A 15224-nucleotide genomic window follows, 5' to 3' on the forward strand; every position below is an offset into this window, starting at 1 on the left:
GCTCGATCCGCTCGCGGGCGGTCAGCTTGCCCTTGGCGTGCTGGCGCTGGGTGGCCTGCGGGTCCGGCCCGTCGTGCACCAGCTCCTTCAACTTCTTCAGTTCCGTGAGCCGGTCGGGCGGTGTGGTCGTCATCCATGCCCTCCTAGTTACGTTGCCTCGATCACGGCCGACGCGGGCGATCCGAACCACCGGTACAGCGCGGTTTCCAGGCTTTCGGTGCCGGTGCCGGCCCAGACCACGTAGCCGTCCGGCCGGACCAGCAGACCGTCAGCGCCGGCAAAGGACTCCGGCAGCTCCCCGACGGGTGTGACCACCGAGACCCGGTCCTTCCAGCCGGAGATGCTGGCGCGCAGGTCCTCGTCGTCGACCAGGTCGATCAGCACGCCCTGCGCCCCGTGCAACAGGTCCGTGGTGCCGGTGCGGCCGCCGTAGGTCCGGATCCCGGCGGGCGGGATGCGCCGGCCGAGCAGCGGGTGGTCGCCCGGTCCGACGTCGTAGCGCACGTCCAGACCGCTGACCATGCCGGCCAGCAGCTTCTTCACCTCGTCGTTGGAGATCAGCTCGGTGAACAGCGCGCGCAGCGGGTCTGCCTCCTCGCCGCCGAGGAACACCATGCCCTGCGCGCGGGTGTTCATCAGCAGCCGCGCGCCGGCCGGGTGCCGCTCGCTGTGGTAGGTGTCCAGCAGACCGTCCGGCGCCCAGCCCGCGATCACCGCGGCGAGCTTCCAGCCGAGGTTGGCCGCGTCCTGCACGCCGCAGGACAGCCCCTGGCCGCCGGCCGGCAGGTGGATGTGCGCGGCGTCGCCGCAGACCAGCACCCGGCCCCGGCGGTACTCGGTCACCTGCCGGGTGGCGTCGGTGAACATGCTGACCCACTTGGCACTGCCGTGGCTGATGTCCTCGCCGGTGACCCGCTGCCAGGTGTCGGCCAGCTCCTGGTAGGTCGGCGGCTCGGTGCGCTCGGCCGGAGTGCCGTGCGGGCACAGGATGATCCGGTCCACGCCCGGCTCCAGCGGCGCGGCCATCACCATGCCGTTGGGCAGCCGCTCGCCGAGGAACCGGGGCCGCAGCTCGCAGCCGACCACGTCGGCCAGGTACATGCTGCGGGTGGCCGAGGTGCCGGGGAAGTCGAACCCACCCAGCCGGCGCACCGCGCTGCGACCGCCGTCACAGCCGACCAGATAGCGCGCGCGCAAGGTTTCCGGGCCGTCCGGCGTCTGCGCGGTGATCGTGACGCACTCGCCGTCGTCGGTCATGGTCTCCAGCTCCCAGCCGCGCCGGATGTCCGCGCCCAGTTCGGTCGCCCAGTTCTCCAGCACCGACTCGGTCTGGTTCTGCGGAATGCCGCGGGCGCCGAAGTGGCACTCGGCCAGCACCGCGTAGTTGAACTGCACGCCGGCGAAGTGGCCCATCGGGCTCTTCTTGATGTCGCCGAACTTCGGCAGCAGCCCGCGCTGGTCGAAGACCTCCATGGCCCGCGCGGTGAAACCCAGACCGCGCGACTGGCCGGTGGGCTGGGCGCGCCGCTCCACGACGGTGACCCGGGCGCCGCCGAGCCGCAGCTCACCGGCGAGCATCAGACCGGTCGGGCCGGCCCCGACGACGATCACGTCCGTGTCCACGAGTTTCTCCTCTGCAGTGTCGATGACGGGTGGGCCGAACCAGCGCCGCAGCGCGGCCGGGAGCTCGGCGGGTGCGGTGCCGAGCCAGGCGATGTGACCGTCCGGCCGCACCAGCGCGGCGTCGGCGCCGTCGAGTGGATCGCCGGGCTGCGACTCGGTCCGCACCGCCGTGACCCGGCCGGCCCACGGTGCCGCCGCGGCCGCGAACGAGCCGTCCGCACGGTCGATCAACAGACCCGTTCCGTTGCGCGGCAAGGTGTTTCCGGCCGGCAGCCGGGCGCCGAGCAGCGGGTGGTCGCCGGATCCCACCGGGTACCGGGTGTCCAGCCCGCTGATCGTTCCGGCCAGGCGGGTCCGGTTCGCCTCGGTGCCGATCAGTTCGGCCAGCAGGTCGCGGGCCGGCTCGATCTCGGCGTCGCCGAGCAGCAGCAGGGCCTGGGTGCTGATGTTGGCCAGCACCCGGGCGCCCACCGCGTGCCGCTCGGCGTGGTAGGTGTCCAGCAGGTCCGCCCCGGACCGGCCGCACACCACTGCGGCGAGCTTCCAGCCGAGGTTCACCGCGTCCTGCAGGCCCAGGTTGAGCGCCTGCCCGCCGATCGGCATCTGCACGTGCGCGGCGTCCCCGGCGAACAGCACCCGGCCGTGCCGGTAGGCCGACAGCTGCCGGCTGGCGTCGCCGAAGCCGTTGACCCACACCGGGATTCCGTGGCTGATGTCCTCCCCGGTGACCCGCTGCCAGACCTCGGTGAGCTCGCCGAACTCCGGCTCGGCGCTGCGTTCCCGTGCGGTGGAACCGAACTCGTGCACCATCACCCGGGTGATGCCGGCCGGGTTGCGGGCCGCGATGGCCAGGCCGCGGTCCAGCCGCTCGAACCGCCGGTTGCGGATCTCGATGCCGGCCACGTCGGCGCGCAGCAGTTCGCGGCGCATCGGCCGGCCGGGGAACGGAATCCCGGTCAGCTCGCGCACCGTGCTGCGCTCGCCGTCGCAGCCGACCAGGTATGCCGCCCGGAGCGTGCCGGGGCCCGAGGGTGTGGTGAACGTGACCGTCACGGCGTCGCCGTCGTCGGTCAGGTCCACCACCCGGGCGCCGCGCCGCAGGTCCGCGCCGAGTCCCACCGCCCAGCCGCCGAGCACCTGCTCGGTGCGGGTCTGCGGGACCTTCCACTGGCCCGGGTGCTCGCTGGGCAGGGTCAGATCCAGCGGTATACCGCCGAAATGACCGCGCGGCTCGTTGGGCAACGCGCCGAAGACCGGCAGCAACCCCCGGCTGTCGAGGATCTCCATGGTGCGGGCGTGCATCGTGGAGGCCCTGGACTCGGTGGTGGGCGCGGCCAGTTGCTCCAGCACGATCACCTCGGCCCCGGCGAGCCGCAGCTCGCCGGCCAGCATCAGCCCGACCGGGCCGGCGCCGACGACGATGACCTGGGTGTCCAGGCGGTCGGTGGCCATCTCAGCGCGGGTTCTCGGCGTATTCCTTGGCGTGGCCAAGGGTTGCCCGGCTGTTGGTGGACAGCGCGGCGCGCACGTACTCCTTGGCGTCGGCGACCGTCGCCTGCTCCCCGAGATACTTGGTGATGTTCGCCGTGTTGATCACCACGGTGTGCTGTGAGGAGGCCGCCACGCCGTCCTCGGTGTCCACCAGCGTCCAGTAACCGGTGTGCAGGGTCATCAGCCCGGGCAGGGTGACCTGCTTGTAGGCGATCTTCCGGTGCGGGAAGGTCACCCGGTAGGACTTGGTGGTGTGCGTGGAGCCGTCCTTGGCGCGGGTGTCCATCTCCAGTGTCTGCAGGCCGGGGGTCTCCTCGTCCAGCCGGACCATGGCCACGTGCGGCAGCCGCTCCGACCACAGGTGCGCGTCGTTGATGAAGTCGTACACGTCCTTGGCCGAGCCGTTGATCCGCACGGTGTCCTCGAACGAGAAGGTCAGCTCGGACGCGGCGTGGGCCAGTTCGACGTTGGCCTTCAACGCCGCGAGCTCCGAGCGGGAGTTGCGGTCGACCGCTTCGTCGATCCAGGCCAGGCCCGCCGGGTCGTCGTCGACGGCCCGGTAGTCGTGCAGCAGCCGGACGCGGGACTCGGTGTCCGACAACGGTTCGATCACCCAGGTGCCGCCCATGGCGGCCACCGGCGGCGCGGAGACGAGCTGGCGGAACTCGATCCGCATGGCGTCCGGGTCCAGAATCCGGTGCGAGGTCCAGTTCTTCACCGAGTCGTTGGCCGTGGCCCAGATCTCGATGCGCTCCTCCCGCTCGCCCTGCGGCGTGCGGTCGACGTAGATGGTGGGCGGGAAGATCTGCGGCCAGTTCTCCACGTCGGCGATCAGCCGGTAGATGGCCGCCGCCGGCGCGGCGATCGTGATCTCGTGCTCGACTTCCCGGTGACCGTTCTGCGACATGCTGCGAGCTCCTTGCTTGGTGTGCCGGATCAGAAGTTGCCGAGGCCGCCGCAGACGTTCATGGCCTGCGAGGTGATGGACGCGGCGGTGTCGGAGGCGAGGTAGCCGACCAGACCGGCGACCTCCTGCGGGGTGGAGTAGCGGCCGAGCGGGATCTTGGCCTGGAACTTCTCCATGATCGCGTCCTCGGTGGTGTTGAACGCCGCCGCGTAGCCCTGCCGAACCCGTTGCGCCATCGGCGTTTCCACGTAGCCGGGGCAGACGGCGTTGACGGTGATCCCGGTCGGGGCCAGCTCGTTGCCCAGCGCTTTGGTGAAACCCACTACGCCGTGCTTGGAGGCGGAGTACGGGGCGCCGAGCACCACACCCTGCTTGCCCGCGGTGGACGCGATGTTGATGATCCGGCCGCGGCCGCGCTCCCGCATGCCGCCGGTGTTGAGCACCGCGCGGGTCATCCGGAACACGCTGTTGAGGTTGGTGTCGATGACATCCAGCCACAGCTCGTCGGCGATGTCGGCGGTGACCCCGCCGCCGCTGCGGCCGGCGTTGTTGACCAGCACGTCGATCATGCCGTAGCGCTCGACCGCCGCGGCCACGAAGTCCTCGACGGACTCCGCGGAGCGGACGTCGAGCTCGCGGCCGTCGGCCTCGATGCCCTCCTCCCGCAACTGCTTGACCGTGGAGGTCACGTTCTCCGCGGTGCGCGCCCCGATGAACACGTTGTGGTGCTGGGCGCCGAGGAGCCGGGCGGCGGCCAGGCCGATCCCGCTGGTGGCTCCGGTGATGACGGCGACGCGATTCGCCTGCTGCATGATCGGTTCTCCCGAAGGGGTTGGTGGATGTGGTCAGGCGCGGGCGCCGGCGAGGTGCGCGTTGACGACCTCGATCAGGGCCCGGGGGTTGCCGGCGTCGGTGACCGCCGTGTCGTCCAGCGTGATGCCGTACTCGCGCTCGATCCGGCCGCCGGTCTCCAGCAGGGCGAGCGACTCGTAGCCCAGCTCGTCGAAGCTCATGTCGAGGATGTCGCCGTCGAGGTCGACGCCCTCGTCCGTGCCGGCCCCCTCGAGCAGGATGCGCTTGAGGTCGTCGATGGTGAACTGCTGACTGGCCATGGGAACTCCCTTCAACTTCCGGTAGGCGTTTTCGCCTGCCGCTTGCGGACCCTGATGTCCGGCCGGCGGGGTGGCCCGCACGACCATCGCCGAGTTGAACCCGCCGGCCCCGCGGGCCAGCACCAGCGCGGTGCACAGCTGCGCGGCCCGGGGCGCTCCGACGACGAGGTCCAGCCGGTAGTCCGGCGCCGGCGCCACGTTGACCGTTGGCGGGATCAGGCCCTCGTCCATGGCCATCAGCGCGGTGGCGAGGTCCAGCGGAGCGGCGCCGGAGAGCAGCCGGCCGGTCATCGTCTTGGGTGCGGTGACCGGAACCCCGCGCGGCCCGAACACGTCGGTGATCGCGTCGGCCTCCACCCGGTCCAGTTCGGGAACGGCCGCGGCGTCGGCGAACACCACGTCCACCTCGCCCGGCTCCACTCCGGCGTCGGCCAGGGCCAGCTCGATCGCCTTGCGCAGCGCGGGTTCGCGCCCGCTGCCCGGGCGCGGGTCGAACGTGGCGCCGTAGCCGGCGATCTCGCCGTAGACCCGTGCCCCGCGGGCCTGCGCCGAGCCGGCGGACTCCAGGATCAGGATCGCGCCGCCCTCGCCGGACACGTGACCCCGGGCCCGGTCGTCGAACGGCAGGTACGCGCCGTCCGGGTCGTCGCAGGTACTCATCCGGCCATCGGCGAGCTGCGCCGCCCAGCCCCACGGGCAGACCGTGGCGTCGACCGCGCCGGTCACGATCATCGCGGTGCCCTTGCGGATCTGCCGCCGGGCCTGCGCCACCGCGTCCAGCCCGCCGGCCTGGTCGGTGACGATCACACCGCTCGGGCCCTTCATGCCGTTGCGGATGGAGATCTGCCCACTGTTGACCGCGTAGAACCAGGCGAACGACTGATACGCGCTGACGTACTGCCCGCCCTTGCTCCACAGGTTCCGCAGCTCGTTCTGACCGAAAGCGAAGCCGCCCGAGGAGCTGGCGGTGATCACGCCGATGTCGAACTCCGGCAGTTCCTTCGGATCGACCCGGGCGTCGGCCAGCGCCCAGTCCGCGGCGACCAGCGCGAGCTGGGTCATCCGGTCGGTCTGCGGGAGCAGCCGGCTGGGCAGGTGGTCCTTCGCCACGAAGCCCGGCACCTCACCGGCCAGCCGCACCGGGTACGGCGTCGGGTCGAAGTTCGTGATCCGCCCGATGCCGCTGCGGCCGGTCCGCGTGGACGCCCAGAACTCTTGTGCGCCAAGGCCGTTGGGCGCAGTGACGCCGAGGCCGGTAACTACCACCGAGGATGTCATCGAGTGCTCCTACCGCGATTGCGCCAACACCATGGCGCTCTGGAAACCGCCGAACCCGCTGCCGACCGTGAGCACCGCGTCGGTCTTGCGGTCGCGAGCGGTCAGTGGGACGTAGTCCAGGTCGCACTCCGGGTCGGGGGTGTGCAGGTTCGCCGTCGGCGGCACCACGTTGTGCTCGATGGCCAGTGCCGACGCGGCGATCTCCAGCGAGCCGATCGCGCCCAGCGAGTGACCCACCATCGACTTGATGGAGCTCACCGGGGTCCGGTACGCGTGCTCACCGAGACTGCGCTTGAACGCGGCGGTCTCGTGCCGGTCGTTCTGCTTGGTGCCGGAACCGTGGGCGTTGATGTAGTCGATCTCCTCGCCGTTCATCCGCGCCTCGTCCAGCGCCACCCGGATCGCCTCGGCCATCTCCAGTCCGTCCGGCCGCAGCCCGGTCATGTGGTAGGCGTTGCTTCGGGTGGCGTAGCCGACGATCTCGGCGTAGATGTGGGCGTCCCGCGCCCGGGCGCTTTCCAGCTCCTCCAACACGAACAGCGCCGCGCCCTCGCCGAGGACGAACCCGTTGCGGGTGGCGTCGAACGGCCGGGAGGCGTGCTCCGGGTCGTCGTTGCGCGGGGTGGTCGCCTTGATCGCGTCGAAGCAGGCCACCGTGATCGGGGAGATCGGGGCGTCGGTGGCGCCGGCCACCATCACGTCCACCGTGCCCTCCCGGATCAGTTCGACCGCGTAGCCGACCGAGTCGATGCCGGAGGTGCAGCCGGTGGACACCACCGTGCTGGGTCCCTGCGCGCCGGTGGTCATCGACACCTCGGCGGCGAAACTGCTGGGGACCAGGTAGTTGTACAGGTGCGGCACGGCGTAGCGGTGGTCCACCAGGTGCAGCCGGCCGCCGTCGCTGACCACGTTGTACTCCTGGTCCAGGCCCATGGTCGCGCCGACCGCGCTGCCGATGGTGACTCCGATCCGGTACGGGTCAAGGGTTTCCAGCTCGATCCCGCTGTCGGCGACGGCTCCGCGCGCGGCCACCACGGCCAGCTGCGCGGCCCGGTCCATCCGCCGGATCTCGTGCGGCGTCAGACCGTGCTCCTCGGGAATGAAGTCGATCTCCGCGGCCACCCGGGACCGGAACGGTGTGGCGTCGAAGAACGAGATGTGCCGGGTGGCCGTGCGGCCGTCGGACAGCAGGCTCCAGAACTCCTTCATGCCCACCCCGCCGGGCGCGAGGACCTCGATCCCGGTGATGACGACTCGCCGGCCGGTCACGCCGCGGCCCGCCAGCTGTAGAACCGGGTCGCCATCGCGTCGGCGGGCGAGCGCCACGTCTTCGGGTCGTAGGCCTCGATGAACGGCTTGAGATCCTCGCTGATGCCGATGAACCGGGGGTCGGTCTTGGCCCGCTCGATCAGCTCCCCGCCGTTGTCCGAGTCGAAGTCCTGCAGATGGAAGTACAGGCCGCGGTAGGAGAAGAGCTGGCGGCGCCGGGTGCCCATGAGATGCGGCATCTCGGTGGCGTCGAAGGCGGCGAACAGCTCGGCGACCTCGGCGCCCGAGCCGGGCTCCATCCGCGCCACGATCAGTGTGCTGTGCTGCATGCGGTTCCCTCTTCACTTCCGGGTATTTCGGCGATGGCCTTGTTCCTATGGTTTGGGAATCGCGGTAATCCTTCAAGACAAACGGTTTCAGGCTTCGGTCAGGAATTCCTGCGGCTACGTCAAGGAAACGTCAGATCCGCTGGTCAGACATGCGAACGGCCCGGCGCCAGCAGGCGCCGGGCCGTTTGTCGAGCGGTCAGACCGCCTGCCGCAGCAGCACGCTTGCGGAATCGCCCGGTCCGAGGCGGAACCCCACGCCGCGCACCGTGAGAATCCAGTCACTGCAACCCAGTTTGCCACGCAGGCTGCTGACATGGGTGTCCACCGTGCGGCGCGACCAGGAGTCCCCCCAGATCAGATGCATGATCATCCGGCGTGGTACGACCGCCTCCGGTTGTTTGGCGAGCAGCCACAGCAGGTCGAACTCCTTGCGGGTCACCTCGACCCGCCGGGCGCCGACCCACACCTCGCGGGCGCCCGCGTCGATCCGCAGCCGGCCGTGCGTGCGCACCTGGGCGTCGGCGGCCGGGCGAGCCGGCCTGGCCCGGCGCATGACCGCGGCCATCCGGGCCATCAACTCCCGGAACCCGTACGGTTTGGCGACGTAGTCGTCCGCGCCGGCCTCCAGGCCGAGCACCCGGTCCAGCTCGCTGCTTCGGGCGGTCACCGCGATGATCGGTATGTCCGATGTGGACCTGATCGCGCGGCAGACCTCCAGCCCGTCCAGGTCCGGCAGTTCCAGGTCGAGCAACACCAGATCGGCGTCCGCATACGTTTCCAGTGCGGCGTTCCCGGTTTCCGCGCAGCACACCTGATGCCCGTGCCGGCGCAGCCCGCGCGCGAGCGCCTCCATGTCGCCGACATTGTTCTCGACGACGAGCACGCGCCAGGCCAAGGATAGTTGACTCACACGGCCCCTCACGACGTCCGATGACCCTCGACTCAAGGTTAATTCGACGATTCTTTGCTTGACAAGGCCGGCGTGTTCGAGGAGTGAGTGGGTCGATCACGTGTGAAAGGAGCGCCGATGTCATTCTCGCACGCCTCGGCATTCGAAGGGTTCCTTGCGGAGGATCAGGTCGGCGTCGTCACGACGCTGCGGCCGGATGGCACGCCGCATGTCGTTCCGGTGCGGTTCACCTGGGACGAGGCGGAGAAACTGGTTCGGGTACTGACCGTCGCCGGTTCCCGCAAGGCTCGCAACGTGGCCGCCGCGCCGGGCGGCCGGGCCGTGCTCTGCCAGGTGAGCGGGTTCCAGTGGGTCACCTTCGACGGAACCGCGACGGTTTCGGACGACCCGTGGCGAATCGCCCTGGCGGCCCGGCGCTACGCCCTGCGTTACGGTTCGCCGCCACCCAGCCCGCCGGACCGGGTGGTGATCGAGATTGCCGTCGACCGGGTGCGCAGCCTGAATGTTTGACCTTTCCTACAGCGGTGGTCCGGTATAGGAAAGCTGCGCGGTTGGTCAAGGGGTTGTATAGCGGGCCGCCCTTACTCTCGGTGCGAAACCCTTGCGCAAACCTCAGACGGAGCGTCGCTAATGGACAATTTTCACGCAGACGTGATCATCGTGGGTGCCGGCCCGACGGGACTCATGCTCGCAGGTGAGCTGCGCCTGCAGGGAGTGTCGGCGATCGTCGTGGACCGGCTCGCCGAGCCGATGCGGCAGTCACGGGCCCTCGGCTTCTCCGCGCGCACCATCGAGGAGTTCGACCAGCGCGGGTTACTGAGGTTCTTCGGCGAGGTCGGCGTCATCCCGATCGGCCATTTCGGTGGTGTGCCGATCGACTACCGGGTCATCGAGGGCGGATCCTATGGGGCGCGCGGCGTTCCGCAGTCCCGCACCGAGGGCATCCTGGCCAGCTGGGCCGGCAACCTCGGCGCCGACGTGCGGCGCGGACACGAGGTGGTCGGGCTGACCACCGACGAGGACGGCGCCGAGGTGGAGGTCCGCACCCCTGATGGCCCGGCCCGGTTGCGCGGCCGGTTCGTCGTCGGCTGCGACGGCGGCAAGAGCACGATCCGCAAGCTGGCCGACATTCCGTTCCCCGGCACCGATCCGGTCATCGAGATGTGGATGGCCGACGTAGCCGGGCTGCAGCTGCGGCCGCGCTTCTCCGGCGAGGCCGTGCCCGGCGGGATGGTCATGGTGCTGCCGCTGGGCCCGATCGGGCAGCGCGTTGCGGTCTACGAGCGCAAGGCCGCGCTTCGGCTGGAACAGCCCACGTTCGAGGAGGTCGCCGCGGCCTTCGCCCGGCTGACCGGTGAGGACATCACCGTCGGGCAGCCGATGTGGGTGAGCTGGTTCACCGACGCCAGCCGGCAGGCCAGCGAGTACCGGCGCGGCCGGGTGCTGCTCGCCGGCGACGCGGCGCACATCCACATGCCGATCGGCGGGCAGGGGATGAGCGCCGGGATCCAAGACGCGGTCAACCTCGGTTGGAAGCTGGCGGCCGAGATCCGCGGCGACGGTCCGGCCGGGCTGCTCGACACCTACCACACCGAACGCCATCCGGTCGCCGCCCGGGTGGTCGCGAACACGCTGGCGCAACGCATCCTCTACCTCAGCGACGACGAGATGCAGCCGCTGCGCGAGGTCTTCGCCGAGCTGGTGTCGTATGAGGACGTGCAGCGGCACCTGGCCGGAATGGTCACCGGCCTGGACATCAGGTTCGACATGGGTCCCGGCGACCACCCGCTGCTCGGCCGGCGGCTGCCGGACGTCGAACTGGACGGCGAGACCACCACCTTCCAGGCGCTGCACCCCGCGCGCGGCGTCCTGTTCGACCTCGCCGGCGACCCGGGGCTGCGCGAGATCGCCTCGGCCTGGGCCGGCCGGGTCGACACCGTCACCGCGGCTCCGACGGAGCGCGGCGCGCTCGACGGGGTGTCCGCGCTGCTGGCCCGTCCGGACGGCTACATCGCCTGGGTCAGCCCGGCGGGCCCGGACGCCGAGGACCTCGGCGAGGCCCTTCGGCGCTGGTTCGGCGCACCCGCGTGAGATCTGCCAAGTGAAACCGTTCCCCTAGTGAAGTGAGATGAGAATGCCGCGCATTTCCACAGAAGACCGCTACCTGACCGTGCTCAACGTCTTCATCACCGATGCGGCGGAGAAGCAGGACGCTCTGCTCAACGAGATGCGTTCGATCGTCGACACCGCGGACTTCCCCGGCTGGATCTCGAGCACCGTCCACGGTGGGCAGGACAAGTTCGGCACCGCGAACTTCATCCAGTGGCGCAGCAAGGCCGACCTGGAGCTGCGCTACCAGGGTGAGAAGTTCCAGCACGCGACGATTCCGCTGTTCGGTGAGCTGTCCACGATGAAGCTGCTGCAGACCGAGGTGGCCTACACCGGGCGCGCGCCGGGCCGGGAGTACACCGAGATCGGACCGCACCGCGACGACTACACCGTCATCGAGATCTACGGTGTGCCGCAGGACGAGCAGCACAACCTGGTGGACATCCTCGGCGCAGGGCAGGACTACCTGGCGGACACCCCGGGATACCGCACGCACACCGTGCTGCGCGGCGTGGGCTCGCGGTTCTTCGGCGACCGTCCGTTCGTCGTCGTCTACTCCCAATGGGACAGCAAGGAAACCTATGACGCCTACCGCTACCAGGACGAGGCCGGCCAGCCGGACAGCCGGCTGAAGGTCACCGCCCAGCTCGACCGGCTGGCCAACCACTACGAATGGAACACCTACCGGCCGGTGCACACGCGTTCGGCCGGCGACTGAGACAGGCGCCCGCCCGCGCGTTCGACCGCGGACGACCCGCGGTCGAACGCGCGGGGGATCCGGTCACATCCGCCGAACACGATCCGTCATATCCGTAGACGCAGTTAACCCAGCCGAGGAGTGCGAAATGGCTGCCCTTGACTCGACAACGAGCCGATCGGGGTCCACGCCCCGGTACGGGGCGATCCTGACCCTGTTGTGTACCGGGCAATTCATGGTCTTCCTGTGCCTGTCCAGCGTGAACCTGGCCCTGCCGGCCATCAAGAACGACCTCGGCATGTCCGAGGTCAGCCTGAACTACATCGTCACCGCGTACGGCACCGTTCTCGGCGGTTTCCTGCTGCTCGGCGGGCGACTGGCCGACACGTTCGGGCGGCGCCGGGTGCTCAACATCGGTTTCGTCTTGTTCGCCCTCGCGTCCGCGCTCTCCGCGCTCGCCTGGGACGGCGTGTCGCTGATCGTCGGTCGTGGGCTCACCGGTCTGGCCGCGGCCTTCATCGCCCCCGCCGCCCTGTCGATCCTGACCAACACGTTCCCCGAGGGTCCCGCGCGCAACAAGGCGTTGGGAGTATGGGGATCGCTGGCCGGTCTGGCCTCGATCCTGGGTGTCATCATCGGTGGTCTGCTCACCCAGGGCCCGGGTTGGGAATGGATCTTCTGGCTGAACGTGCCGGTGGGTCTGGCGGCGGCACTGCTCTCGCCGGGCATCGTGCCGGAGAGCGTGGCCGAGGGCAGGCGCAACCGGTTCGACTTCGCCGGCGCACTGGTGTTCACCGTCAGCCTGCTGCTGCTGATCTTCACGCTCGGCGAGGCGACACACGTCGGTTGGGGATCGTTCCGGACCGTCGCCAGCCTGATCACGGTGGTCCTGCTGTGGGCCGCGTTCATCCTGATCGAGTCCCGGGTGCAGGCGCCGATCATGCCGCTGCGGATCTTCCGGCTGCGCACCATGCGCACCGCGAACATGGCCGCGGTGCTGGTCTTCGGAATGTTCACCGCGCTGTACTTCTTCGCCAGCCTGTTCATGCAGCAGGTGTTCGGATACTCGCCGCTGGTGGCCGGGTTCGCCTATGTCCCACTGGGTATCGCGGTGGCGATGGGCGCCTGGCTGGCTTCCAGCCTGCTCGGCAAGATGCCGGCGCGACCGGTGTTGATCAGTGCTCTGGTGATCTCCGTCATCGGCCTGCTGCTGCTCTGGCGGGCGCCGGCCGGCGGCAGCTACCTGGTCGACCTGTTGCCCGGATTCCTGCTGCTGGGCCTCGGAAACGGCGCCTGCTTCGTGACCCTGCAGATCGCGGCGTTCGTCGGGGTCAGCAACGAGGAGGCGGGCCTGGGCGCCGGGCTGATCAACACCAGCCAGGAGGCCGGCGGCGCACTCGGCCTGGCCGTCGTCGCCACGATCGCCTACGCCGGGATCGGCTCGGCCATGGCGGCCGCGAACGGTGACCAGGCGCAGATGACGAAGGCGCTCGAGTCGGCCAACCACACCGCGTTCCTCACCGCGGCGGTGCTCGGCGTGCTGTCCGTGCTGCTGGCTTTCATGCTCCCCAAGAGCAAGACGCCCGGCTTCGCCCAGCAGCCGTCCGACGACGGCTCGCAGGCGCCCGCCGACCCGCAGGTCAGCTACGACAACTGAGGCGCACCCCACGGCGCTCCTCCGGTCCGTCCGGGGGAGCGCCGTCAGCTGTGCCGGTACGGTGTCGTGATGCGGTTGCGTGTGTTGACCTGGAACGTCTTCAACGACCAGGGTGATCCCCGGCGGACCGGACTGCTGAACGCGGAGCTGCGCCGGTTGGCTCCCGATCTGGTTGCCCTGCAAGAGGTCTGCCACCCCGACCGGTCGGACCAGCTTGCCGCGCTGACCGCCGGCACCGGACTGGACCACACGACCCATCAGGCCGGCCTGCTCCGGAACCTGCCGCCGGCCTTCCTGCACGACGGAACCGCGGTGGCCACCCGCTGGCCGCACCGGGTCCTCGGCATCGTCGAGCATCCCGTCGACCCGGCCGGGATCCACTGGTGGACCCTCGCCATCTCGGTCACCACACCGGACCTCGGCGAGTTGTTGTTCATCGTTCCCACCACCGCGTGGCGGCTGGACGCGGAAGCGGCCCGCGAACGTCAGGCGGTCGACATCACCGACCTCGACGGCCGGCATCGCACCCGGCTGCCGACGATCGTCGCGGGTGACTTCAACGCCACCCCGGGGTCGGCCAGCATCCGTTACCTGAGCGGCCTGCAGAGCATCGGCGGCCGCAGCGCGCACTACCACGACGTGTGGACGGTGGCCGGCGACGGGCCGGGACACACGTGGTCGGTGGACAATCCGCTGGCGGCCGCCGAGATCGACCGGCTGGTCCGGCAACCCGGCCACCGCAGGCGGATCGACTACGTGTTCGTCGGATCCGCACACTGCCATCCCACGGCCCGGGCGCACGTCGATGCCGTCCACCTGGTCGGCGATCGGCCGGTGGACGGCATCTGGCTCAGCGACCACGCCGGGATCGTGGTCGACCTCGACGTCACGCTGGAGACGTCACCAGGGGATGGGCTCGCCGTCGGCGTCGAAGAAGCCGCCGGTGGGGCCGCCGGCGGGTAGGGTGGCCAGCCGCACGGCGACCTGGGCGCCCTGCTCGGCGGTGCGGAACCCGGTGAAGTTGTTGATGTCGGTGGCGCAAAAGCCGGGTGACTCGGCGTTGACCTTGACCGGGGTGTCCCACAACTCCTTGGCGAAGGCCACCGTGACCATGTTGAGCGCGGCCTTGGAAGCGCTGTAGGGCAGGTTGTTCTGCGCCCACTGCGGGGTGCCCGGCACCAGGCCGCGGGTCATCGAGCCCAGATCGCTGGACACGTTCACGATCCGGCCCGCCTCGGACCGCAGCAGCATCGGCAACATCGCCGTGGTCACCGCGACCACGCCGAACACGTTCGTCTCGAACACCCGGCGGAGGTCGGCCAGCGTGGCCATGCTGGGCAGCCCGTCCTGGTGCGGCACGGTGATCCCGGCGTTGTTCACCAGGATGTCCAGCGTCTCGTACTCGTGCTCGATCCACTTCGCCGCCGCCTCGACGCTCACCGGGTCGGTCACGTCGATCTGGACGAACGGCGCACCCAACTCGCGTGCCGCGCTCCGGCCGCGTTCCTCGTCGCGGGCTCCCACGATCGCGGTGATGCCCCGCTCACCGAGCAACCGCACGGTCTGGTAGCCAAGCCCTTTGCTGGCACCGGTAACGAGCGCCGTCCTGCTCATCGGGAACCTCTCGTCAGGGGCGCGCCGAACCAGCGGCGCAGCGCCTCGGTCAGGTCGTCGTCACTCGGTGCGGCCCAGGCGATGTAGCCGTCCGGGCGGACCAGCACAGCGTCCGGTGTGGACAGTCCGCCGGTGTCCGCCCAGGCGCCGGCGACGATGTCGACCCGGTCGGCCCACCCGGCCGCGAGCGCCTCGGCGTCCAGCGTCCCACCGGTGCTGATCAGCACT

13 protein-coding genes and 1 pseudogene are annotated in these 15224 nt (G+C 70.1%); 5 read left to right on the plus strand and 9 right to left on the minus strand.

The features are described 5' to 3' along the window. Window positions 1-147: 147 nt before the first annotated feature. The 7 genes from VFO68_RS07575 to VFO68_RS07605 all read right to left on the minus strand — a co-directional run bounded on the left by VFO68_RS07575 (window position 148) and on the right by VFO68_RS07605 (window position 8892). Window positions 148-3075: an FAD-dependent monooxygenase gene (locus tag VFO68_RS07575; RefSeq protein ID WP_325157455.1), complete on the minus strand. Its 2928-nt coding sequence runs from the start codon at window positions 3073-3075 to the stop codon at window positions 148-150. Between the two features lies 1 nt (window position 3076). Further along, entirely contained in the window at window positions 3077-4021 is a 945-nt protein-coding gene (locus VFO68_RS07580; RefSeq protein WP_325157456.1) for an aromatase/cyclase, read from the minus strand. A gap of 29 nt (window positions 4022-4050) precedes the next feature. Next, window positions 4051-4833: an SDR family NAD(P)-dependent oxidoreductase gene (locus VFO68_RS07585; protein WP_325157457.1), complete on the minus strand. Its 783-nt coding sequence runs from the start codon at window positions 4831-4833 to the stop codon at window positions 4051-4053. 33 nt (window positions 4834-4866) lie between these two features. Then, window positions 4867-6411: a beta-ketoacyl synthase N-terminal-like domain-containing protein gene (locus VFO68_RS07590; RefSeq protein WP_325157458.1), complete on the minus strand. Its 1545-nt coding sequence runs from the start codon at window positions 6409-6411 to the stop codon at window positions 4867-4869. 9 nt (window positions 6412-6420) lie between these two features. Further along, on the minus strand, window positions 6421-7680 hold the full coding sequence (locus VFO68_RS07595) for a beta-ketoacyl-[acyl-carrier-protein] synthase family protein (RefSeq protein ID WP_325157459.1): 1260 nt from the start codon (window positions 7678-7680) through the stop codon (window positions 6421-6423). Further along, window positions 7677-8009 (minus strand): TcmI family type II polyketide cyclase, encoded by a 333-nt coding sequence (locus tag VFO68_RS07600; RefSeq protein ID WP_325157460.1) that lies wholly within the window; start codon window positions 8007-8009, stop codon window positions 7677-7679. Before VFO68_RS07600 ends, VFO68_RS07595 begins: the two co-directional genes overlap by 4 nt. Before the next feature lie 196 nt (window positions 8010-8205). Beyond that, the gene (locus VFO68_RS07605; protein ID WP_325157461.1) at window positions 8206-8892 is read right to left on the minus strand and encodes a response regulator transcription factor; all 687 of its coding nucleotides are present in this window, start codon (window positions 8890-8892) and stop codon (window positions 8206-8208) included. Between the two features lie 144 nt (window positions 8893-9036). On the opposite strand from VFO68_RS07605, the gene VFO68_RS07610 reads away from it, so the two are divergent. The 5 genes from VFO68_RS07610 (at window position 9037) to VFO68_RS07630 (ending at window position 14345) form a co-directional block, all read left to right on the plus strand. Beyond that, complete coding sequence (locus tag VFO68_RS07610; protein WP_325157462.1) at window positions 9037-9429, plus strand: pyridoxamine 5'-phosphate oxidase family protein; 393 nt, start codon at window positions 9037-9039, stop codon at window positions 9427-9429. A gap of 120 nt (window positions 9430-9549) precedes the next feature. Further along, a complete protein-coding gene (locus VFO68_RS07615; RefSeq protein WP_325157463.1) occupies window positions 9550-11010 on the plus strand; it encodes an FAD-dependent monooxygenase in 1461 nt (486 codons plus the stop codon). A gap of 43 nt (window positions 11011-11053) precedes the next feature. Further along, window positions 11054-11746, plus strand: coding sequence for an antibiotic biosynthesis monooxygenase (locus VFO68_RS07620; protein ID WP_325157464.1), 693 nt, complete (start codon window positions 11054-11056; stop codon window positions 11744-11746). A gap of 196 nt (window positions 11747-11942) precedes the next feature. Beyond that, window positions 11943-13382, plus strand: coding sequence for an MFS transporter (locus VFO68_RS07625; protein ID WP_325157465.1), 1440 nt, complete (start codon window positions 11943-11945; stop codon window positions 13380-13382). A 69-nt stretch (window positions 13383-13451) separates the two neighbouring features. Then, complete coding sequence (locus VFO68_RS07630) at window positions 13452-14345, plus strand: endonuclease/exonuclease/phosphatase family protein (RefSeq protein ID WP_325157466.1); 894 nt, start codon at window positions 13452-13454, stop codon at window positions 14343-14345. On the opposite strand, the gene VFO68_RS07635 is transcribed toward VFO68_RS07630, so the two are convergent. Together VFO68_RS07635 and VFO68_RS07640 are read right to left on the minus strand one after the other, a co-directional pair. Then, the gene (locus VFO68_RS07635; RefSeq protein ID WP_325157467.1) at window positions 14283-14996 is read right to left on the minus strand and encodes an SDR family oxidoreductase; all 714 of its coding nucleotides are present in this window, start codon (window positions 14994-14996) and stop codon (window positions 14283-14285) included. The genes VFO68_RS07630 and VFO68_RS07635 overlap by 63 nt on opposite strands. After that, a pseudogene (locus VFO68_RS07640) lies at window positions 14993-15224 on the minus strand (hypothetical protein); the annotation flags it as partial. The pseudogene VFO68_RS07640 and the gene VFO68_RS07635, both read right to left, overlap by 4 nt.

The sequence above is a fragment of the Actinophytocola sp. genome (assembly GCF_035712165.1).
In the GTDB taxonomy this organism is placed as follows: domain Bacteria; phylum Actinomycetota; class Actinomycetes; order Mycobacteriales; family Pseudonocardiaceae; genus DASYTH01.